At 65.6% G+C, this 17,779-nt stretch carries 6 protein-coding genes, 1 tRNA gene and 1 riboswitch; of the genes, 1 reads left to right on the forward strand and 6 read right to left on the reverse strand.

All coding sequences use genetic code 11. The annotated features are described in order from the left end of the window. Positions 1–320: 320 nt before the first annotated feature. The 6 genes from BVIR_RS10180 to BVIR_RS10205 form a co-directional block, all read right to left on the reverse strand. Positions 321–13,274 (reverse strand): filamentous haemagglutinin family protein, encoded by a 12,954-nt coding sequence (locus BVIR_RS10180; protein ID WP_082416970.1) that lies wholly within the window; start codon positions 13,272–13,274, stop codon positions 321–323. A 146-nt stretch (positions 13,275–13,420) separates the two neighbouring features. After that, the gene (locus tag BVIR_RS10185) at positions 13,421–14,401 is read right to left on the reverse strand and encodes a FecR family protein (RefSeq protein WP_055037566.1); all 981 of its coding nucleotides are present in this window, start codon (positions 14,399–14,401) and stop codon (positions 13,421–13,423) included. Then, positions 14,398–15,003 carry an RNA polymerase sigma factor gene (locus tag BVIR_RS10190; RefSeq protein WP_055037567.1) on the reverse strand — a complete coding sequence of 202 codons (606 nt, stop codon included), beginning with the start codon at positions 15,001–15,003 and terminating at the stop codon, positions 14,398–14,400. Before BVIR_RS10190 ends, BVIR_RS10185 begins: the two co-directional genes overlap by 4 nt. After that, a complete protein-coding gene (locus BVIR_RS10195) occupies positions 15,000–15,680 on the reverse strand; it encodes a TonB family protein (protein WP_055037568.1) in 681 nt (226 codons plus the stop codon). The genes BVIR_RS10190 and BVIR_RS10195 overlap by 4 nt, the downstream gene beginning before the upstream one ends. A gap of 400 nt (positions 15,681–16,080) precedes the next feature. Then, entirely contained in the window at positions 16,081–16,335 is a 255-nt protein-coding gene (locus BVIR_RS17055) for a hypothetical protein (protein ID WP_055037569.1), read from the reverse strand. Between the two features lie 168 nt (positions 16,336–16,503). Continuing rightward, positions 16,504–16,578 (reverse strand) — tRNA-Gly (locus tag BVIR_RS10205). 456 nt (positions 16,579–17,034) lie between these two features. Beyond that, a riboswitch (yybP-ykoY riboswitch) is annotated at positions 17,035–17,207 on the forward strand. A 7-nt stretch (positions 17,208–17,214) separates the two neighbouring features. Here BVIR_RS10205 and BVIR_RS10210 point away from each other — a divergent pair. Further along, a complete protein-coding gene (locus tag BVIR_RS10210) occupies positions 17,215–17,775 on the forward strand; it encodes a manganese efflux pump MntP (RefSeq protein WP_055037570.1) in 561 nt (186 codons plus the stop codon). The last annotated feature ends 4 nt before the right edge of the window (positions 17,776–17,779 follow it).

Raw genomic sequence — 17,779 nt, forward strand, 5'->3', positions numbered from 1 at the left:
CGCACGTCGTGTCCAAGGCCTTGAGCAACCCGGCCCGAAAAGGCTTGTTGCGCAGGCCTCCATCGCCACGATACAGGGCCGCTGCGCATTTAACAGCTGGATCAGCTTCGTGCGGGACTCAGTCCGGTTGAATAGAACCGCCCCGATTCGGAGACCTGAAAGCTCCGCTTGGCCAGGTCGATCGCGAGGACATGAACCTCTGGCATGTGCTCTTCCCCTGAAAGCGCCGCCACGGGCGCTGCTCAGGCGCCATACGTGCCCGCCGGAAGGGGCATCCGCCCATCAGTTCACGGCAGGTACGCTTTGGCCAGCAGTACGCCTCAAAGGCTGCTGCGATGTTCTATCTGCTTGAGTTTGCTTCTTTCCTCATCGGTCAGATATTTTTGCTGTTCTTGCGTCAAGGCACCATTGCCAAGCAGGCGGAACGCGCTGTTCGGATCGTAAATCTGCTGGTTGTCGCTTCTCGGACGACCTTCTTTTTCCCTGCTATCGGGCGAGTTACCCTCACCGCCGCCATAGCCGAGCACCTCGACGATGATGATCGACGGATGGTCGTTGGTGTTCGCGGTCGGCGCAGTCGCCTGCTGGGTGGCGACGGTGGCGTTGGACGCTGCGGTGAGCGCGCTGGTGTTCACGGTAACCGCGGTCGGCAGGCCGAGCGTAATGCCGCCGACCTGGACGTTGTAGGCGTTGAGGATCTGCAGGGCGCCGAGAGTGACATTGCCAGCCGCGCGCAGGCCTGCGGCGCCGAGGTCGATGATGCCGCGCGGCGCGGTCAGCGTGACGTTGCTCTTGTTCTTGTCCTGGCCCGGCAGCGTCACCAGCGCGGCGACGCCGGCGCCGGTCACCAGCCCGTTCGGATTGACGTAGCAGAACCCGTTGACGGTGCAGATCAGCGACAGCACCGGGCTGGTGATCAGGGTCTTTGGTCCCGACCCGGCATCGATGTCGCCATTGGCGACGAAGACGTCGATGTCGCCGCCCTGGGCGGTGACGATGCGGCTCTGGTTGATCAGGATGTCGTCATTGGTGACGATCCGGATCGCGCCGCCGGAGGTGGTGACGATGCCCTGCTGGTTCTGCTTGAGGATGTCGCGGCCGGTGCTGCCGAGCTTGATGCCGCCGCCAGGGCCGAGAATGGTGATGTCGCTGCCGAGCTGGGTCTGCACCAGCGACTGCACGATGTTCAGCTTGCCGGTGGTGATGGCGCCGCCGCCACGGTCGCTCGGATAGCCCCAGGCGGCCGGGAACATGGTGGCGATGGCGTCGTAGGCGCGCTGGTACTGGCCGAAATAGGGGCTCGCGCTGTTATAATAATCGTGGGCGACCTCGGTGAGGAAGTCGGAGAACGCTTTCTGCAGCAAGAGATGCTGGCGCGCCGCCGGAAGCATCTGGAACGTGGCCCAGGCCTGCTCGCGCGGCTGGCCGAGCAGACTGGCGATGCCGCCCAGCAGGTCGATGCCGCCACTGCCGGCATGGACGGGATCGACATACTGGCTGATGACGCCGGCATAATTAATTCCCTTGCCGACGCCGAACAGCATGTGGATGTCGGCGCTCTGGCGCGGCAGGTAACGCTTGATCGCTGTTGTTGTTATCGTTGCTGTATTGCGCGGGTCATTGCTGCCATCGCCGACCGCGAACACGCCGGCGTAGGTCGTGTGTTCACCCTGGTAGTCTTGCGTCCGGGTGCTCTGCAAGAACGGTCCCATGTTGCGACCTGCGGACAGCAGCAGGGCGCCGGGGCCGTAGATGGTGTAGGCGCCGCCGGTGAGATCCTGGCCCGCAATCACGCTGGTGATGTCGGTGTCGCTGTTGTTCTGGCCGGTCACGCTGAGATTGCTGATGTTGCCGCCGGCCTCGATCAGCGCCGCCTCGATCAGGGTAAGGCTGCCGGGACCCATATTGACCCCCGCCCTGGCGTTGGCGGTGATGTCGCCGCCGGCGACGATGCGCGACGGCTCGGTATCGGCGGCATGCAGACCGGCGGTCAGGTTCGACAGCGGCACGCCGAGCGGGCTGATATAATCGCCGAGCTTGACGAGGAGATTATATCCGCCTCCCGAATTGTTGAGGAATTGCGCCGATGTCGTAAGCAGGTCCTTCATGGTGAGCGAGCCGGTGAGCTGGAACGACCCCGCCGCGAGGATCGCAAGTTCGCCCGACGCCGACGGCACCAGCGCCGAAGCGCTGCCGTACGTGTTGAGGTTCAGCGTGACGTTGCCGCTCAGCGCCGAGAAAGCCAGTCCCGCCGGCAGCAGCAATCCGGCGCCGGTCAGGGTCGACGGGACATTGGTCGTTCCCGCTGTGTTGGTGATGTCCCCGGTGATGCTGGTCAGCGACACGCCGCTGCCGCTTTTCGGCAGGCCCGGCACCGGTAGATCGACGCCATAGCTGGTGAAGTTGACCCGGCCGGTATAATACCACTGCTCAAATGTTGGAGCGGCATAGGAGGCCGGATCGTAGATGCCGGTCAACGTGACCGCGCCGCCGGCGACAAGATCGATGAAGCCGTCCTGCACCGCCAGTTGCAACCCCAGGTCTGTCGCACCGGTTATCGTTGAGACGCCCGTGTATGTTTCGGTGGTATAGGTGCTCAGGATGGTCCGCAGTCCGGTGACCGGATTGCTGGCGGTGACCTGCGCCGCGCCGCCGACCCGGATGTCGCCATTGCCGCGGCCGACCAGGAAGGCGCCGCTGTTGAGGTCGCCGGCGGCGCGTACGGTGAGATCGCCGCCGCCGTAATAATGGATCGCCAGCGCGCCGGCATTGGTGCCGCTGCCGCCGCCGCTGACCAGGATGCTCTCCGGGATCGCGGCCGAGACGTCGGTGACATCGCCGCCGGCGGACAGCGAAATGTCGCCGCCGCCGAGCGCGCCGACGCCCTGAAAGAAATGGCCGTAATTCACGAAGGCTGCGGTCTGGATCTTGCCGACGAACGGCGTGCTGCTGCCGTTGGAGGCCCCGTAAGCGAGGTACCAGTCGCTCCAACTGCCCGCGGAGAACCTCGACGCCAGCGTCTCGATGCCGACGATGGAATCGCCAGCCTCGATCGACACCGATCCGCCATCGCTGCCCCACACCGGCGCGGTGACAAAGCCGCCCAGCGTCAGCACCGGCGCGGTGAAATTGCTCGGCAGCGCCGTCACCCGGCCGGCGGTATAGACCGCGCCCGCCGCGACCGTGTCGATCCATTTGACATCGCGGGCGGCGGTCAGCCGGATCGAGCCGGTGCCGGTGCGCAGCAGCGTCGGAACATTGACCAGCGGGATGGTGGTTGAAGTGCCGCGATAGGCCGTGTGGCCGTCGATGGTGATATCGGCGTTGGCGCCACGCTTGACCACATCCGGATTGGCCGACGCAGCGGTCGTGGCATCGCCGGGCAGCGCCGCCCCGGCGATGAAATCGTAGGAGAACGAGCCGGAGCTGGCGATGCTCGCCGGCATCAGATTGGCCGCCGCGGTGGTGTTGGTGTAGCCAGCGATCTCGGTCGCGGTGATGTTGTTGGCGATGGCGTTGGCGGCAAGGCCCGCGACCAGGGTCTTGCCATCGGACGCGGTGGCGAAGAAGCCGTCGCTGATGGTGGCCTTGAGCTGGATATTGTTGACGGCGCGCAGCGCCAGCGTGCCGGCCTCGTTCGCTCCATTGGCGGTGGTGCGATAGAACAGCGCGGCCGTGCCGCCGGTCACCGTGCCGGCGCCCAGATTCCAGTTACTGGCCACGGTGATGTTGCCGCCGTTGACACTGCTGCTCGAATTCACCAGATCGATCTCCGGCCGCAGATGCACCAGCGTCGGGTCGACCGACGCGAAGATCGAACGCTTGATCAAATCGCTCGCCTGGGCGTCGCCGAACAGGTTCTGGACGTAGTTGACCAGCGTGGTCTGATAGAAGTCTTTGTGGTCGGCGTTGACGGCTGTCGCCGTGAACGCGCCGGTGTTGAGCAATATGATGGACGCGCTGGCCGGGGTCAGCACGCCGCCGACCTGGCTGGCGCTGAGGTTGTACACCAGCGGGAAGCTCGCGGTCGCCCCGGAAGCGCCACCGACAACCTGCGCGCCGGTGGGCGCGGAGGTGTAGTCGGAGCCGCCCGAGGTGATGGAAAGGCCGGAGACGGCGCCATAGGTGGTCCCAATGGGAACCGAGCCGCTGATCAGGTTGCCGTTGGTCCCGACGCTGCCGACCTTGCCGAACGTCACGGTGGGCGCGGTGGTGTAGCCGCTGCCCGCATTTCCGCCGACGCCACCGGTGCTCATGACACTCACCCCAACGACCTTCACATCCTTGACATAAGCCACTGCCCTGGTTCCATCGCTGCCAGTCGGCGGAGCCGCGATGGTCACGGCAAGGTTGGTGGTCGAATTAGGCCTTTCCTTGGTGACAATTCCACTTCCGACATTCGACCAGATCACGTCGATCAGACGACCTTGTCCGTCAGTGGAGATGACCCCTTTTCCGGTGGCGGTCACTTTGGTCGCTGCAGCGGGGTCAAACGCGGTGATGGTGAGCGTCGGCGGATTGTTGGGATCGTAGCCTGATCCGGCATTGGTGATGGTGATGCTGTTGATGCCGAATATCGCAAAGCCCTTGGCGGCGGTGCCTCCCGCAAGCTGCGTGCCCCCGGTGAAAGTGACGGTCGGCCGGTTGGTGGCATTGAACGTGCTCGCACCCGAGTTGTAGCGATAGATATCGGTATAAACGCCGCTGCTCTGGATCACGACGGAATCCACCTTCATGGTGGTGGTCGCCGTCGCGCCGGTGCCGCCACCGCCGGTGAGGATCAAGGTCGGCGCGGTGATATATTTGCCGGTGAGGCCACTGATGGTGCCGGTGCTGACGCCCACCAAATTGGTCCAGGTGCCGTCGACCATGTTCCCGTTGGCGCCGTACCAGCCGGCGGGATCGATGACGCCGTCGAAGTGCTTGCTGCCGGTGGTGGTGTCCGTGGTGTTCCAGTTGGCATAGGCGTCGAGCACCACGGCAGACGCGTTGGTGACCTTGCCGTTGAAGCTGACATTGACGGTGTTGTCTGCGAGCACCGGGGCGCGCACGTGAACGGTGCCGGCGGAGCCGCCGGCCCCCGGCGACAGATCGAGCTCGGCGCCGGCATCGACATAGATCCGGCCGGAGCCGGCGCGGTCGACATTCTCGTTGCCATAGAAGCTGTTGTAGGTGCCGTTGGGCGTGCCGGTGGTGCCCAGCGTGATGGTGCCGCCGTTCGGGATTTGCGTCGAGGTGCTCTTATAGCGCGGATTGGCGGGATCGTCGGCCCGGTAGCGGGCGTAGAGTTTTGCGCCAGCATTGATGCTGACGCCGCCGCTGCGGCTGCCCCCTGCTTCGGCAACGCCGGCGCCGAACAGCGAGATGATGCCGCCGCTCGGGCCGCTGGCGTCGATGGTGCCGTCGACGATGACGCTGCCGTCATTAGCGGTGAGTTCGACGATGCTCGATGTCAGGGTGACGCCGCTGCGCACCTGCAGGTCTCCATGGCCCAGCGTCACCGCGAAGCTGCCGGTGAAGGCCGACCATGGCAGGTCGCCGGCGAGATAGCCGGCATTGACCGACAGCGCGCCGCCAAGATCGTTGAATTTGGCGGCGCCGTTCAGCGTGCCGTAAAGCGCCGCGGTGCCGCTGTCCGCAGTGGTGATGTTGAGCACGCCGGCATAGCCGTAGCCGGCGGCGGAGACGTCAACCGTGGCGCCGCTGCCGATGCTGACGCTGCCGGCATCGGCCACCAGATTGACCGTGCCGGCCGGCGCGTAGCTCGTCTCGTTCAGAATGGCGACGGTCGCGCCGGTGGCGTCGATCAGCGCATTGCCGGTCAGGCTGATGTCGCCGGCGGTCGCGGTCAGCGTCACCGTGCCGCTGCGCGCCACGATCGCGCCGCCATCAATGATGCTGGCGCCAGTGAGTGACAACGTGCCGCCGAAGTCGGTGGCGGCAGCGGCGACGCCGCTGCCGCCGAGCGGATTGACGGCAAGTACCCCGGCGGTGGTGACCGACTGATCGGCGCTGCCGCCCACCAGCAAGGTCGGCGCCGTCAGCGCCACAATGGCGGCGCCGGCATCGACGCTGCCGGTGCCGGTGAACACCATGCCGCCGGCGCCGGTGAGATCGACCTCGCCGAAGCCGGCGAAGCTGCTGGTGCCGGTGCCCACCGTGAACACACCGCTGGCGTCAAAGTCTACCGTGCCGTCGCTGCCGCCGAGCGCGCCGCTGGTGCTGGTGGCGCCGCGGCTGTTGGTCAGCACGATGTCCGTGGCATTGAAGGTGGTGCGGCCGCCCGCACTTGCAAAGCCGGCACCGTCGAAGGTCAGCTTGCCGATCCGTGCCAGCGTATCGCCGAGGACGCTGCCGCCGGCATCATACAGGTTGAACACGGTCGCACTGCGCAGTTGCAGCGAGCGGACACCGCCGAAACGGGCGAAATCAGCCGAAGACAGCCGCACCCCGCCGCTCAGGCCGCCGACATTGCCGAGCCGTACCACCGGCCCGGAGATGGCGTAGTCCTGCGCCCGCAGAATGGCATTGCCGAGTTCGAGGCTGCCCGAAGTGTCGAGGGTCAGCGCGACGGCCTCGATCACCGCCGCAGCACCAGCGGAGGGCGTTGCGGTGCCCGGATCGGTGCCGAGCGTGATCGCGCCCGGCGTCGCCGCCGGATCGGCCGCCACGCTGTAGCTGCGTGTGACATCGACCATCGCGTTGTTGGAGACGCGCAGCAGCGAGCCGAGATTGCCGGTCGCCGTCGCGATCGCCACGATCGGCGTCGTCGTGTCATCCAGCACGCCGCCGAGGCTCCTGATCACGCTCCCGGAGTCCACCGTAATGCCGAGCCCGCCGGAGCGGGTCGCCAGCACCAGCGACGAACCGGACAGCGGATGCGCCTCGTCGGTGAGGATTTCCACATGCGTCGCCAGCGCGTTGATCACTTCGCCGGCGCTGGAATAGCTGACACCGCCGCCGATCACGATCTGGCCGGCGCCGGAATTGCTGAGCTGGTCGGCATCGAGCTGCAGATAGCCGGTGGCGCTGGCCGGCGCGGCGCGATCAGCGCTCTTGACCAGGATATTGTCGGCAGCGATGGCGATCACGCCGCCACGTCCCCCGTCCGCCGGCGCCGCCAGGAAGCTGCCCTGCAGCACCAGGCTCGCCAAGGCGGCGAACGACGCCAGCCCGCCATCGCCCGGCAGCCGCGGCACCACCGCGCCGTTGGTCGCGGCAAGTTTGCTGAAATAGGTCGAGCCCGTGGTGATGACGATCTCGGAATATCTGCTCCAGACCTCGCTCGACTGTAGCTGGAACACGGTGGTGGTGGACGACCGCGCGCCGGTGATGGCATTGGACAGATGGCCGGAGACCAGCATCGAGCCGTCCGCCGTGGTCGAGTTCACGGTCCTCGCGCCTTGATAGCTGCCGACCGCCACCACCCGATAGGCGCCGGGCAGCGTCGCATACATGCCGGGCAGCAGCGTATAGGTGCCGGCCGGAATGCCGCTGCTGCCGTCGAGCGTGACGGAGCTGCCGGCCGCGATGCCGGATACGATTTTGGTGCCAGTCCGCGTGCCGCCGGAAAAATAGGGATAGCCGGCAAAGGTCGAGTCATAGGCTGCGACGGCGGCCAGATAGCTCGGCACCAGCGCGTAGACTTGGCGCCCGTCGGCATATTGCGTGCTGATGGTGTAACTGATCAGGGCGGGCGTGGCCTGGTAGGTGGTCAGCACGTTGCGCGAACCGCCGGTGCCCTTGACGAATTCGGTGCCGTAGATCTCGCCGCCGCCGCTGATATCGACCACCGCACCGGCCTGCTGGGTTAGATTGGCGGTGTTGAAGCCGATCACCTTGGCCGACGGCTGGGTGATCGCGACGTTGGCGCTGGCGCCGGAGGCGACGCTCATATAGGTGCCGGTGTACCAGTCGGTTCCGTCGACGGTCTCGCCATAGGGAATGGTGAGCCCGGCGGCCGACACCGAGGTGACGCTGCCCGGCGCCAGGACCACACTGCTGGTGGGCGTCACGACCCGGTTGGACGTTAAATTGGTGATGACCGCAGGAATCTGGCTGGCATCGGTCAAGCCAAGCACGACGTTGCCGAGCGGCGCCCACAACGTGCCGCCCTGCACGATATTGACCGCGTCGAGATAGAGTCCGCCGCCAGCCGACAGCGGCGCGGTGGCGCTGCCGGTCTGGCCGATGGTGATGGTGTTGAAGCCCGCCGTGGTGCCGGTGGATTCGATCAGGAACTGGGTGTTGGTGGCGGGGAAGATTTCCGCCGCGGCGAGCGTCAGATTGCCCGGCACATACAACGCGCCGCCGAACGATGAGACTGGGTAATAGATGTTGAGGTTTTCCCGCCCGTAAAGATCCGGCAGCGCCCGGATCGCGCTGGCGCTGGTAAGATTGACCGCGGCGGCGTTGCCGATGGCCAGCGCGCCCTGCAGGTCGATCCATTGCGCCGACACGTTGAGGGTTCCGTCCGAGAGCAACGGCGCCGGCACCGCCACGCCTGTCGTCGTGCCTGACGCGTTATACCAGCCGGCCAGCCGGACATAGCCGGCATCGATATTGACCACCGAGCCGCCGATGCTGGCGGCGCCCGACCAGTCACCGGCCCGCAGCAACTGGCCGGCCAGCGTCGCCGGCAGCAGCATGATGCTGCCATTGCTCGGCGACAGCGTCAGCGTGCCCGGCAGCGTGATATCGACCGAGCCGACGAAGGAGATAGCGCCGCCCCTGAGGCCCGCGCCGCCGGTCGTCATGGACACCGAATCGAAGCCGCTGTGGCTCAGCGTGCCGGCGCCGATGATCGCCAGGCCCGACATCGGCGAGCTCTCGCCCGGATTGCGCGGCGTGATGGCCGTCAGTGCGGCGATGCTGGCCGGCGCGGTGGCGCCGAAGCCGGCGGTGATGTCGACGCCGGCCGCCTCGATCAGGATCGCCGAGCCAGCCTGTGTGTTGATGTCGTTGGCCGACAGATAGAAATTGCCGACGGTCAGGGTGCCGCCCGCCGCCTGCGCCGTGCCGCCGCTGGCATCCACGAGGCCGGCGAAAAAGAAACTACCGCCCAGGCGCAGGCTGCCGCCATTGCTCCAATAGTCCTGCGCCACCAGACTGCGCCCGGGCCCGTCGGCATTCGCATTTGGCTGCAGCAGCGACACCGCCGCGCCCTTCAGGCGCAGCCGGGCGCCGGCCTGCACCACCGTCTCATTGGACGAGAGCGTGATGGTGCCGGCATCGTAGACGGTGCCGGATTCATAGGAAGTCACCCGCGGATCGGGCACGAAGGCGCCGCTGACGTCGAGCAGCGCGCCGGATCCGATCCAGATCGCGCCTGCGCCAGTGGAATCCGTTGAGCCCAGTATCCCTGCGACCGTGATGGTGCCGGCCGGCGCGACGACGTCGCCGAGAATCCGCGCCAGCCCCCCGTTGTTCAGGAGGGTGACGCTTCCCAGCGCCTCGGTGACGATGCGGGCGCCGGCATCGACCAGCAGGCCGTGGGACGAGGAAGACACCGAATTTGGCAGCGCATCGTAGAGATAGGTCTGCACGCCAAGCGACAGGTTGGCCGCCGGGCGCAGCCCGACCGGCTGCAGGCCGATGCTCGCGAAGGAGCGCACCGGCGTGCCGGTCGCCGGCAACGCATCCAGACCGCTGGTCAGATAGGTCGCCTGCGTCGGTGCCAGCGTGGTGCCGGAGGTCACCGTCAATCCGCCATAGGTGGCGGTGAAGGAATAGGACGAGAACACATTGTTCGACAGCAAGGATGACGGCACCACCACGGTGCCGGGAGCGGTGGCCGAGCCGGCCGCGCCCGCCGCCGCGCCGAGCCAGCCGCTCACCGTGGCGGCGGAGATGCCGAGCTGGCCCGCGACCACGCTGGCCAGCGAACTGCTGGCCGCAGCTCCGGTGTAGCTGGTGACCTGCGTCGCGCCGTCCTGGAACACGATGGTCGGCGCCTGCAGCGAGAACGTGCCGCCGCCGGCAAAGCCCGCGGCATAGATGCTGCCGCCGAGCACCACATTGCCATGGTCGGCCAGATAATCCGAGCCGAGCGCCGAGGTCGGAACCCAATGGACTTCATCGGTAAATGATACTGGTGAAGAAGCGCTGCTCATATAGCTATAGAGTGTATTGGCGGCGATGGTGCCGTAGACAATCGTTCCATCATTGTTGGTCACGAGCAGATCGCTGCTGGACGTCGTCGTCCCGCCGCCATCTGCCTTGGTTCCCCATGCATCGGTGCCAGAAGATCCACCGCTATAAGTATTCAGGGCGACGCTGCCGCCCTTGCCGGCGGGCAGACCGCTGGACAAGGTCTTGAGCTTGCCGCTGGACGTGACATAGCCACCGCTCGATGCATCGATCACGCTGCCCGGCGCCAGCACGATGCCCTGGGTGACGTCTATGGCGACGAGGATCAATTGGTCGGGCCGGCCCTGAATGACGGCGCGCCCTCCAATCACTTGACTGAGCTTGGTGGTGGTGATGCTGACCGAGCCGCCGTCGATGAAGGCAGCGCCCTGAAAATCGTCACCGGACTGCCCGCTGTCGTTGACCCACAGGCCGCGCACGTCGAGCACCGCGTTCGGCCCGATCACCACCGCCGGCGACAGCGGCTGAAGCCCACTAGGATAACCGCTATTACTGTAATCCGGCAGAGGAACATAACCGGCCAAAGTGATGCTGCCGCCGGGGGCATGCAGCTCACCATCGATGGTCGAGACATTGGTCAGCTTGATGCTGCCGCCGGGCCGCACCGTGAGGTCGGTGCCGGTGGCCATGCTGAGATCAAAAGCCCCGGTGATCGAGATCGAGCCATAGCCGGTGGCATTGAGCTGATCGGTGAAGATCGGGAAGAGGCCATTGCTGAGACCGGGCTTCCATTGCTCGGTTCTGGTGCTGAAGCTGGCGAGATCATAGGGGTCGGCGGTGCTCGCCGATGCCTGCAAATTGACGATCTGCCCCGAGCCATTGCCGCGATCCGACGCGAACACGATGCTGAGCGCCGCGCCGCTCGGCAACTGGTCGAGCGTGGTCTGGACGGCGGTGCCGCCGCCTTGCGCCAACGCGCGCTGGCGCTGGCCGCTGACGATGCCGCCGATCACCGTGCCCTCGACGATCGGGTTGACCGCATTGACGCTGAGCGCGCCGGCGCTGCGGCCCGCGATGTAGCCCGGCTCATAGTAGCCGCCAGTCCTCAACGGGCTGGTGTAGACCTCCACAATGTCCCAATGGGCATGATTCACGATGGATCCGTCGGCGAGGACATAGGCGAGCGAGGTGTTGGCGCTGCCGATGTCGTAGAGGCGACCGTCCGAGCCGAGCAGGCGGCTGGTGTTGATGGTGCCGCCGCGGTAGGTCACATAGCCGCCGGAAACATTGACCAGCGAGCCCGGCTTCTGGATCACCGTCCAGCCGCTCGCGCTGAAGCTGCCCGCCGCCGTCAGCACCTGGTCGATCGACATCGGAATCGCATCGGCATAGCCGGCCGCGTTGACGATCGGCGAACCGACCCAGGCCGTGCCGTCGGCGCGCGTTCCGTGCAACCGCGCATCGACGATGACGGTTTTGCCGATCAGGGCGCTGGCCAACGGATAGTCGGCGATTTCGTTGGGTGTCACCAGGATGCTGAGCAGATTGAGCGACATCGGCAGCGTCACGCCCGTCAGGCCGGACAGGTCGATGACGCTGCCCGGCTCCAGCACGATATTGCCCGACGTGGTATCTTGAATGCCGAACCCATTGCCATAGAGGGACAGCGCCGCGCCGGGTGCCTTGATCAGGGCACCGGCGGGAATGGTGACCGATGGCGATGCGATGGTGATTTGGGGCTGCAGATTGCTCTTGAAATAGCTGTTGGTGACCGTGCCGGCCGGAACCGTGGAACCATCCTCCTCCGGCAGGATCGCCAGCACGCTGTTGGCGCCGATGGCCAGACTCCAGGCGCCGGTAGCGCTGATGGCGTTCGGGCCCCCGCCGCCATACAGGCTGATCGATCCCGGACGGCTGACGCCGGTGGTGACTGAGATGCCGCCGTTCTGGATCAGCGTCTCGCCGATCATGTTGACGGCGCCGCTGTACGACACCAGCAGCGCGTTCTCGGCATTTGTCACGACGCCGGAAACCGCAGCCGAATTGATGGTCTGCGGCGAAAGCGTCGTCGGCAGGGAGATCAGCCCGGTGATGTTTGCCTTAACGCCGGTGTCGGTTGTCAACGGCTCGGTCAGGATACCGGTATTGCCGGCCAGCAGATGGATCGAACCGTTCCGGGTGGTGATGGTGCCGGCATTGCTGACGCTGGGCGCCATCAGTGCGACATAGCCGCCGTCAGTCGACCCGCTCACATTGGCATTCAGGATCGCGCCGGCCTGCACCGTGATCGCGCCGCCGCCGCTGGAACCAAGAGTCTGGTCGCCCATGCCGAACACGGCCGAAGCGCCCGTGCCCTGCAGCGTGAACAGACCGTTTTCCAGGAAATATGTGTTGCTGCTGCTCTCCTTCGGCGGAACATAGAAGATCTGACCGCTTGCCTGAATATAATTGGGGCTGCTGTCATTGAACACGCTCGCCACCGAGCTCGACCGGATGTCATGGGTGGTGGCGATCAGCGTGTTGACATTGATCTGGCTGGTGCCTGTGAAGATGATGCCGTTCGGATTGATGATCAGTACCGTGCCGTCGGCCTTGATCTGGCCGGCGATCCGGCTCGGCGTGCCGGTCGCGTCGATTCGGTTGAGCACGACCCAGTCGCGATTGCCCTGCTGATCGAAGACCAGCGTGGTCTGCGCGCCAACGTCGAACCTTTGCCAGGTGAGCACCGCGCGCGAGGCGGTCTGACTGATCGTCACCGTGCTCTGGGTGCCGTTCGTCGTCTCGACCGGATTGCTGGCATTGACCCACAAATTCGCCGTGCCCGCAGCGATCCGCGGATCCTGCACCAGGCCGGCAAGGCCGTTCGGCACCGTGCTTGAACTTGCCGCCGCCGCACTGCGCGCCGCGGCCTGAGCCGCCTGCATGGCCCGTAGCGCCTGGGTCGTCCGTGCCAGCGAGGCCTGGCTCTGCTTCGCCAACGCCGCCGCCTGTTGCGCGCCAATCAGGGCGGCGTCCGCCGCCGAAGTTGCCGCCGACACGCCAGCGACGTTTCGCCCAAGGTTGCGCGCACATGCCGGTGGCTGGAACGCGAAAAGCGCAGCGATGCTGACCCCTGCAAGCAGAGCTGCATGTCTAGCGTTGCGGCGCGATCGAGGCAGCCAAAGTGCTGTAGTATCGACGGGCATGGAGCGTCTTCCCGGAAAATATGACGTCACCCTGGGATCGATCAGGGCCGGCCACGGACCTGATGGCACGTTCACAGGGAGACGACGCTCCAAGGTCAGACGTGAACAAGATTCTTTGTGAAATTTTCATGTCACGGCCGTGCGCTTCAACTCAACAAACGAATCCCGCCTGGCAGGGATCGCAGGGTGGCGCCGAACGCCAGCTCGATCCACGTCAAAACCTCGTCGATGCGCTGGATGCGAAACCGTCCATTGACCGGTCTCATCCACAGATCGGTATTGATCAGGATGACTTTACCGGGCCGATATCGATTGATTTCGGCCACCACATCGGACAGCGGCGTGAGGCGGAAGATCAACACACCGTCCTGCCAAGCGGCTGCTTCAACCGGATCGACCGAGACGACCGGATGAAAACCGCGGTCATCGTAGCGAACCTGCTGCGTTGCGCCGACCATCGCGACGTGGGCTCCTCGCTCGACGCGAACCGCACCCTCGAAGCACGTGACGCACACTGTCGAACCAAGGTGGCGCACGTCGAACCGAGCGCGGCTCGCGACAGTCCGGCCTTCGCCGGCATGGACCACCAAGTAATTGTGCGAATCCGTCGCAAGGGCGAACGACGCCTCGCCGCTGACCAGCTTGACTTCATCGCTGCTGGCGACAGCCGGCGGAGCCGCGATGACGATGCTGGTCTGAGTGTTCATCCGCACCGACACAGTATTCGACACAGTGATGCGCCGCTGCTCGCCGGTCGCGGTGCGGTAATCCGCCGTCAACTCATGAAGAGAGGGCCACAGACCAAGCGGCGGCTGAACGACAGCATATCCCGCCACGCCCGCGGCGAACGCAGCCGCTCCGCCAAGGGCGGCCCGACGGCTGATCGGCGACGGCATCCAAACAGGCAAATGACCTTGTTCCAGCAGATCGCGACCAGCAGGCCCAAAGTCCTTCCAGCGCCGCGCCGCAGCGGCAAAGGCCGCCTGATGCGCGGGGCTCTGGTTACACCAATGCTTGAGCGCATCGGCGTCCGCCGCTGTTGCCTCGCCCGAGACGAGCTGCGTCACCCAGCCGTGGGCCTCGCGGTCCAGCGGGCCCGCCTGCTCGCTTCTTTTCCGTGTGGTCATTCCTCAGTACCCGACATCGAGCGTTCGACGCGCTCCGCTCCGACAGGGTCGTCACCAAGAGACGCTTCTCGCGCGGGCGATGTGAACAATACGGACGTCGAGCGCTTGAGCCGTGCGGCGCAATAGTCCTGCGCCTCCTGCAATTCCCGTTGAACGAGACGCAGCGAAATTTGATAGCGCCTTGCGATCTCGCGTCGCGGCAGTTCGTCAAGCCGCGCCGCCAGCAGGATGGCGCGCTGCCGGGGCGGAAGCTCCGCCATCACCGCCCGAAGCGCTGCCAGGTCCGAGCGGGCCTCGGCGACCCGAGCCGGGTCCGGCGCGTTGTCCGCGACATTGAGCAGGGTTTTGACTTCCGCGGTGGTCAGACGACGGTTTTCCGCGCGTTGGCTATCGCGTGCGATGTTGACGGCGATGCGAAACAGGTAGGCATCATGGTTTCGGACTGCCGCAATGCCATCGCCGGTCTGCAGCCGTATCCACGTATCCTGGAGCGCCTCGCCAGCGAGTTCGGCGGAACCCAGACGTCGCGTCAAACGCGCCATGAACTGATCATAATGAGCCAACAGCAAGCGCCGCAGTGCAAGCAAGCTTGTGTCAGTCATGGCTGCATCTTGACCGGCTGCAATGCCGCGGCCGGACAATCGATTGCGGCACCCTGGAGTCGCGGCACAACCATCAAAGTAACCGGCTGCGCAAATCCTGGGGGCGGCGGCCGGTTTATGCTGAGAGCGCGTATCGTCTGGATAATGACACCGTCTCGATAGCGATCGTCGGACGAGCCGAGCAACTCAACGCGGGAGACCGTGCCGCCCGTCCCGATCCAAAAACTCACTACAACCCGATAATTCCCAGGTTGCGTCAAGTCATTACCACACAGGGCACGTTTGAGAGCGGCCTGGATGTCGCCATAGTAGCGCGAGATGGCGACAGGCGGCACCATGTCCTCGGAAGGGCTTGGCTTGCTTATCGCGACATCGGGAACCAGTACAAAGGCATCGGTGCTCATAAAGCGCGGCGAAATTCCCGTTCCCTCAAGCAACACCCTCAGCGCGGCCTCTGCCGAGTAGGCACCTTTCAAACTCCTGGACTGGCGCCCGGTCGCAAGTCTGCCATCGTAAACCACCTCCCGACCGGCCGCGACGCTGTAGAACTCCAACGCGGTATCCAGAGACTGAGGGGGGATGTCAAAGACGATGTCGTCGGATGCGGCGATCGCCGGAGCGATGAGTGGAACGGCAGCTAAGGCGAGGCAGATTGCCCGGCTGATCTGAACCGCCATCCCTCGAGAGAAAGCCTCGGCTGGGCCGCTGCATTCAAGCAATGAACAATGTCCCGTTTGAAAAATGTCGTCTAATCGTGCCCGGGATCCTTTACAATGGTGTGTCATACTCCGCCAGCCTTTGGGCGATGGCCGTTTTTATATGTTTTTCAATGGGTTAGCGATCGCGCTCCTTGTGGTGGTGTAGCTTGACGCCGTCCGAGCCCCCGCGAACGCGCCCTTGGGTGGTGCCGAAGCGAGCGGGCTACATGGCAGTCGGTAATGTCTCCGGTGGGATCGGGTTGAACCGCCCCGGGTTTGCCGGAGGCTCCAACTCCTGAGAAGGTGGAGCCTGCACGAGCAAGACGACGAACAAATTTTCGCCTGAAGTCCGCGAGCGGGCGGTGCGGATGGTGCTGGATCACGAGCGTGAGCACCCCTCGCGGTGGGCGGCGGTGGTGTCGGTCGCCACCAAGATAGGCTGCACGCCGCAGACCCTGAACGAGTAGATCCGGAAGACCGAAGTCGATGCCGGCCAGCGGGCGGGCGTGCCGTCGCCCGGCTCCTCGTCGTGGCCTTTCCGGGCTTTCAGGTGATGGTCCGCGCCGGCGCCGACCCGGCCCGCCTCGACGCTGCGCTCAAGGAGCTGCTCGCGCTGCTGGACGAAGTGCCTCATCCGCCGCCTTAAGAGCGCTCAAACACCGCTCGCCAGAATTCGCCATGGCATCCGGTGCCTTTCGTCCGGATGCTTAGATTTCGCTCAGAATGGTCCAGGTCGGGCCAATTCTAAGCAAAAACGGCCCCGAAGGGCCATCTGCAACCGTTTGAATTTCTTGAGAGATTTTGGAGCGGGCGAAGGGATTCGAACCCTCGACCCCAACCTTGGCAAGGTTGTGCTCTACCCCTGAGCTACACCCGCATCCAGGGCGCCGCGGTGTCCCCGGCGCCGATGGCCTGCATATAGCGAATGCTTCCCCCCGGACGCAAGGGGGATCGAGCAACTCTTGTGCGTCGCTGTTGAAAGATTGTCATCGAGCGCCGTGGCGCGGTGGCGGCGCACCGCCGGCCACGCCGCCACCTGGTACGGCCGAGCGCTGTTTTCCGGCGCGTTTTCAACGCCGTGCCGCGCGGTACCGCTGATCCGGCCGGCCTGTGGACAGCGGCCGGGCCGCGGCGGCGGCGGCCCCTCGCCTGCCGCCCGCCCCTCTCCGAATCCGGCCGGCCCGGATTCGCCGGAGCCGGCGGGTTTTCCAGGCACCGCCGCCGCCCTGCCTTGCGGAACCCAAGCCAACGCCGACGTTGATGCGCGGCATCTGCAAATGATTGTCAGAGGCGATCAAATATTGCCCGTCTTTTGACTTTTGCCGGTGCTTCGCCTACGCCGCGGCCATCGGGGAGTAGTCACCGCTGGTCAGCGGGGCCGCGTCAACATGCTTGCGCAATGGCGCATGGCGCGGCCAGCCGGTTCGTCGGCCCGACAAGACCGTGGCGCCACCTGTTCCATACGGACGGACGGGGTGATGGCGCCCGGTCTGTGTCCGTCGGAACCAAACGGATGTCCCCGCTCGCCATCGCGCTGCTCGCCATCACCATGTCCGTCGATTCGTTCGCTGTCTCGGTCGGGCGCGGCGCCGCCATCGGCCGGCCGCGGGTCAGCGAAGCGCTGCGGACCGGCATCGTGTTCGGCGTGGTCGAGGCGCTGGCGCCGGTGATCGGGTGGATCGCCGGCGTGGCGGCCAGCCAGTTCGTCGAGGCCATCGACCACTGGATCGCCTTCGCGCTGCTGGCGGGCGTCGGCGTTCACATGCTCTACACCGCGATCCGGACGTCGGACGCCGACGCGCCGCGCGGCAGTTCGCTGACCGCGCTGATCGCGACCGCCATCGGCACCAGCCTCGACGCCATGGCGGTCGGCGTCTCGCTGGCGCTGCTCCAGGTCGACATCGTCGTCATCGCCATCGCCATCGGCGTGTCGACGTTCGTGATGTCGTCCGGCGGCATGCTGCTCGGCTTCGCCATCGGCGAGCGTTTCGGCAAGGCGGCGGAGTTGATCGCCGGCGTCGTGCTGTGCGGCCTCGGCGTGATGATCCTGGCCGAGCACCTGACCGGGGCCTGACCGG

The sequence above is a fragment of the Blastochloris viridis genome (assembly GCF_001402875.1).
Classification (GTDB): Bacteria; Pseudomonadota; Alphaproteobacteria; order Rhizobiales; family Xanthobacteraceae; genus Blastochloris; species Blastochloris viridis.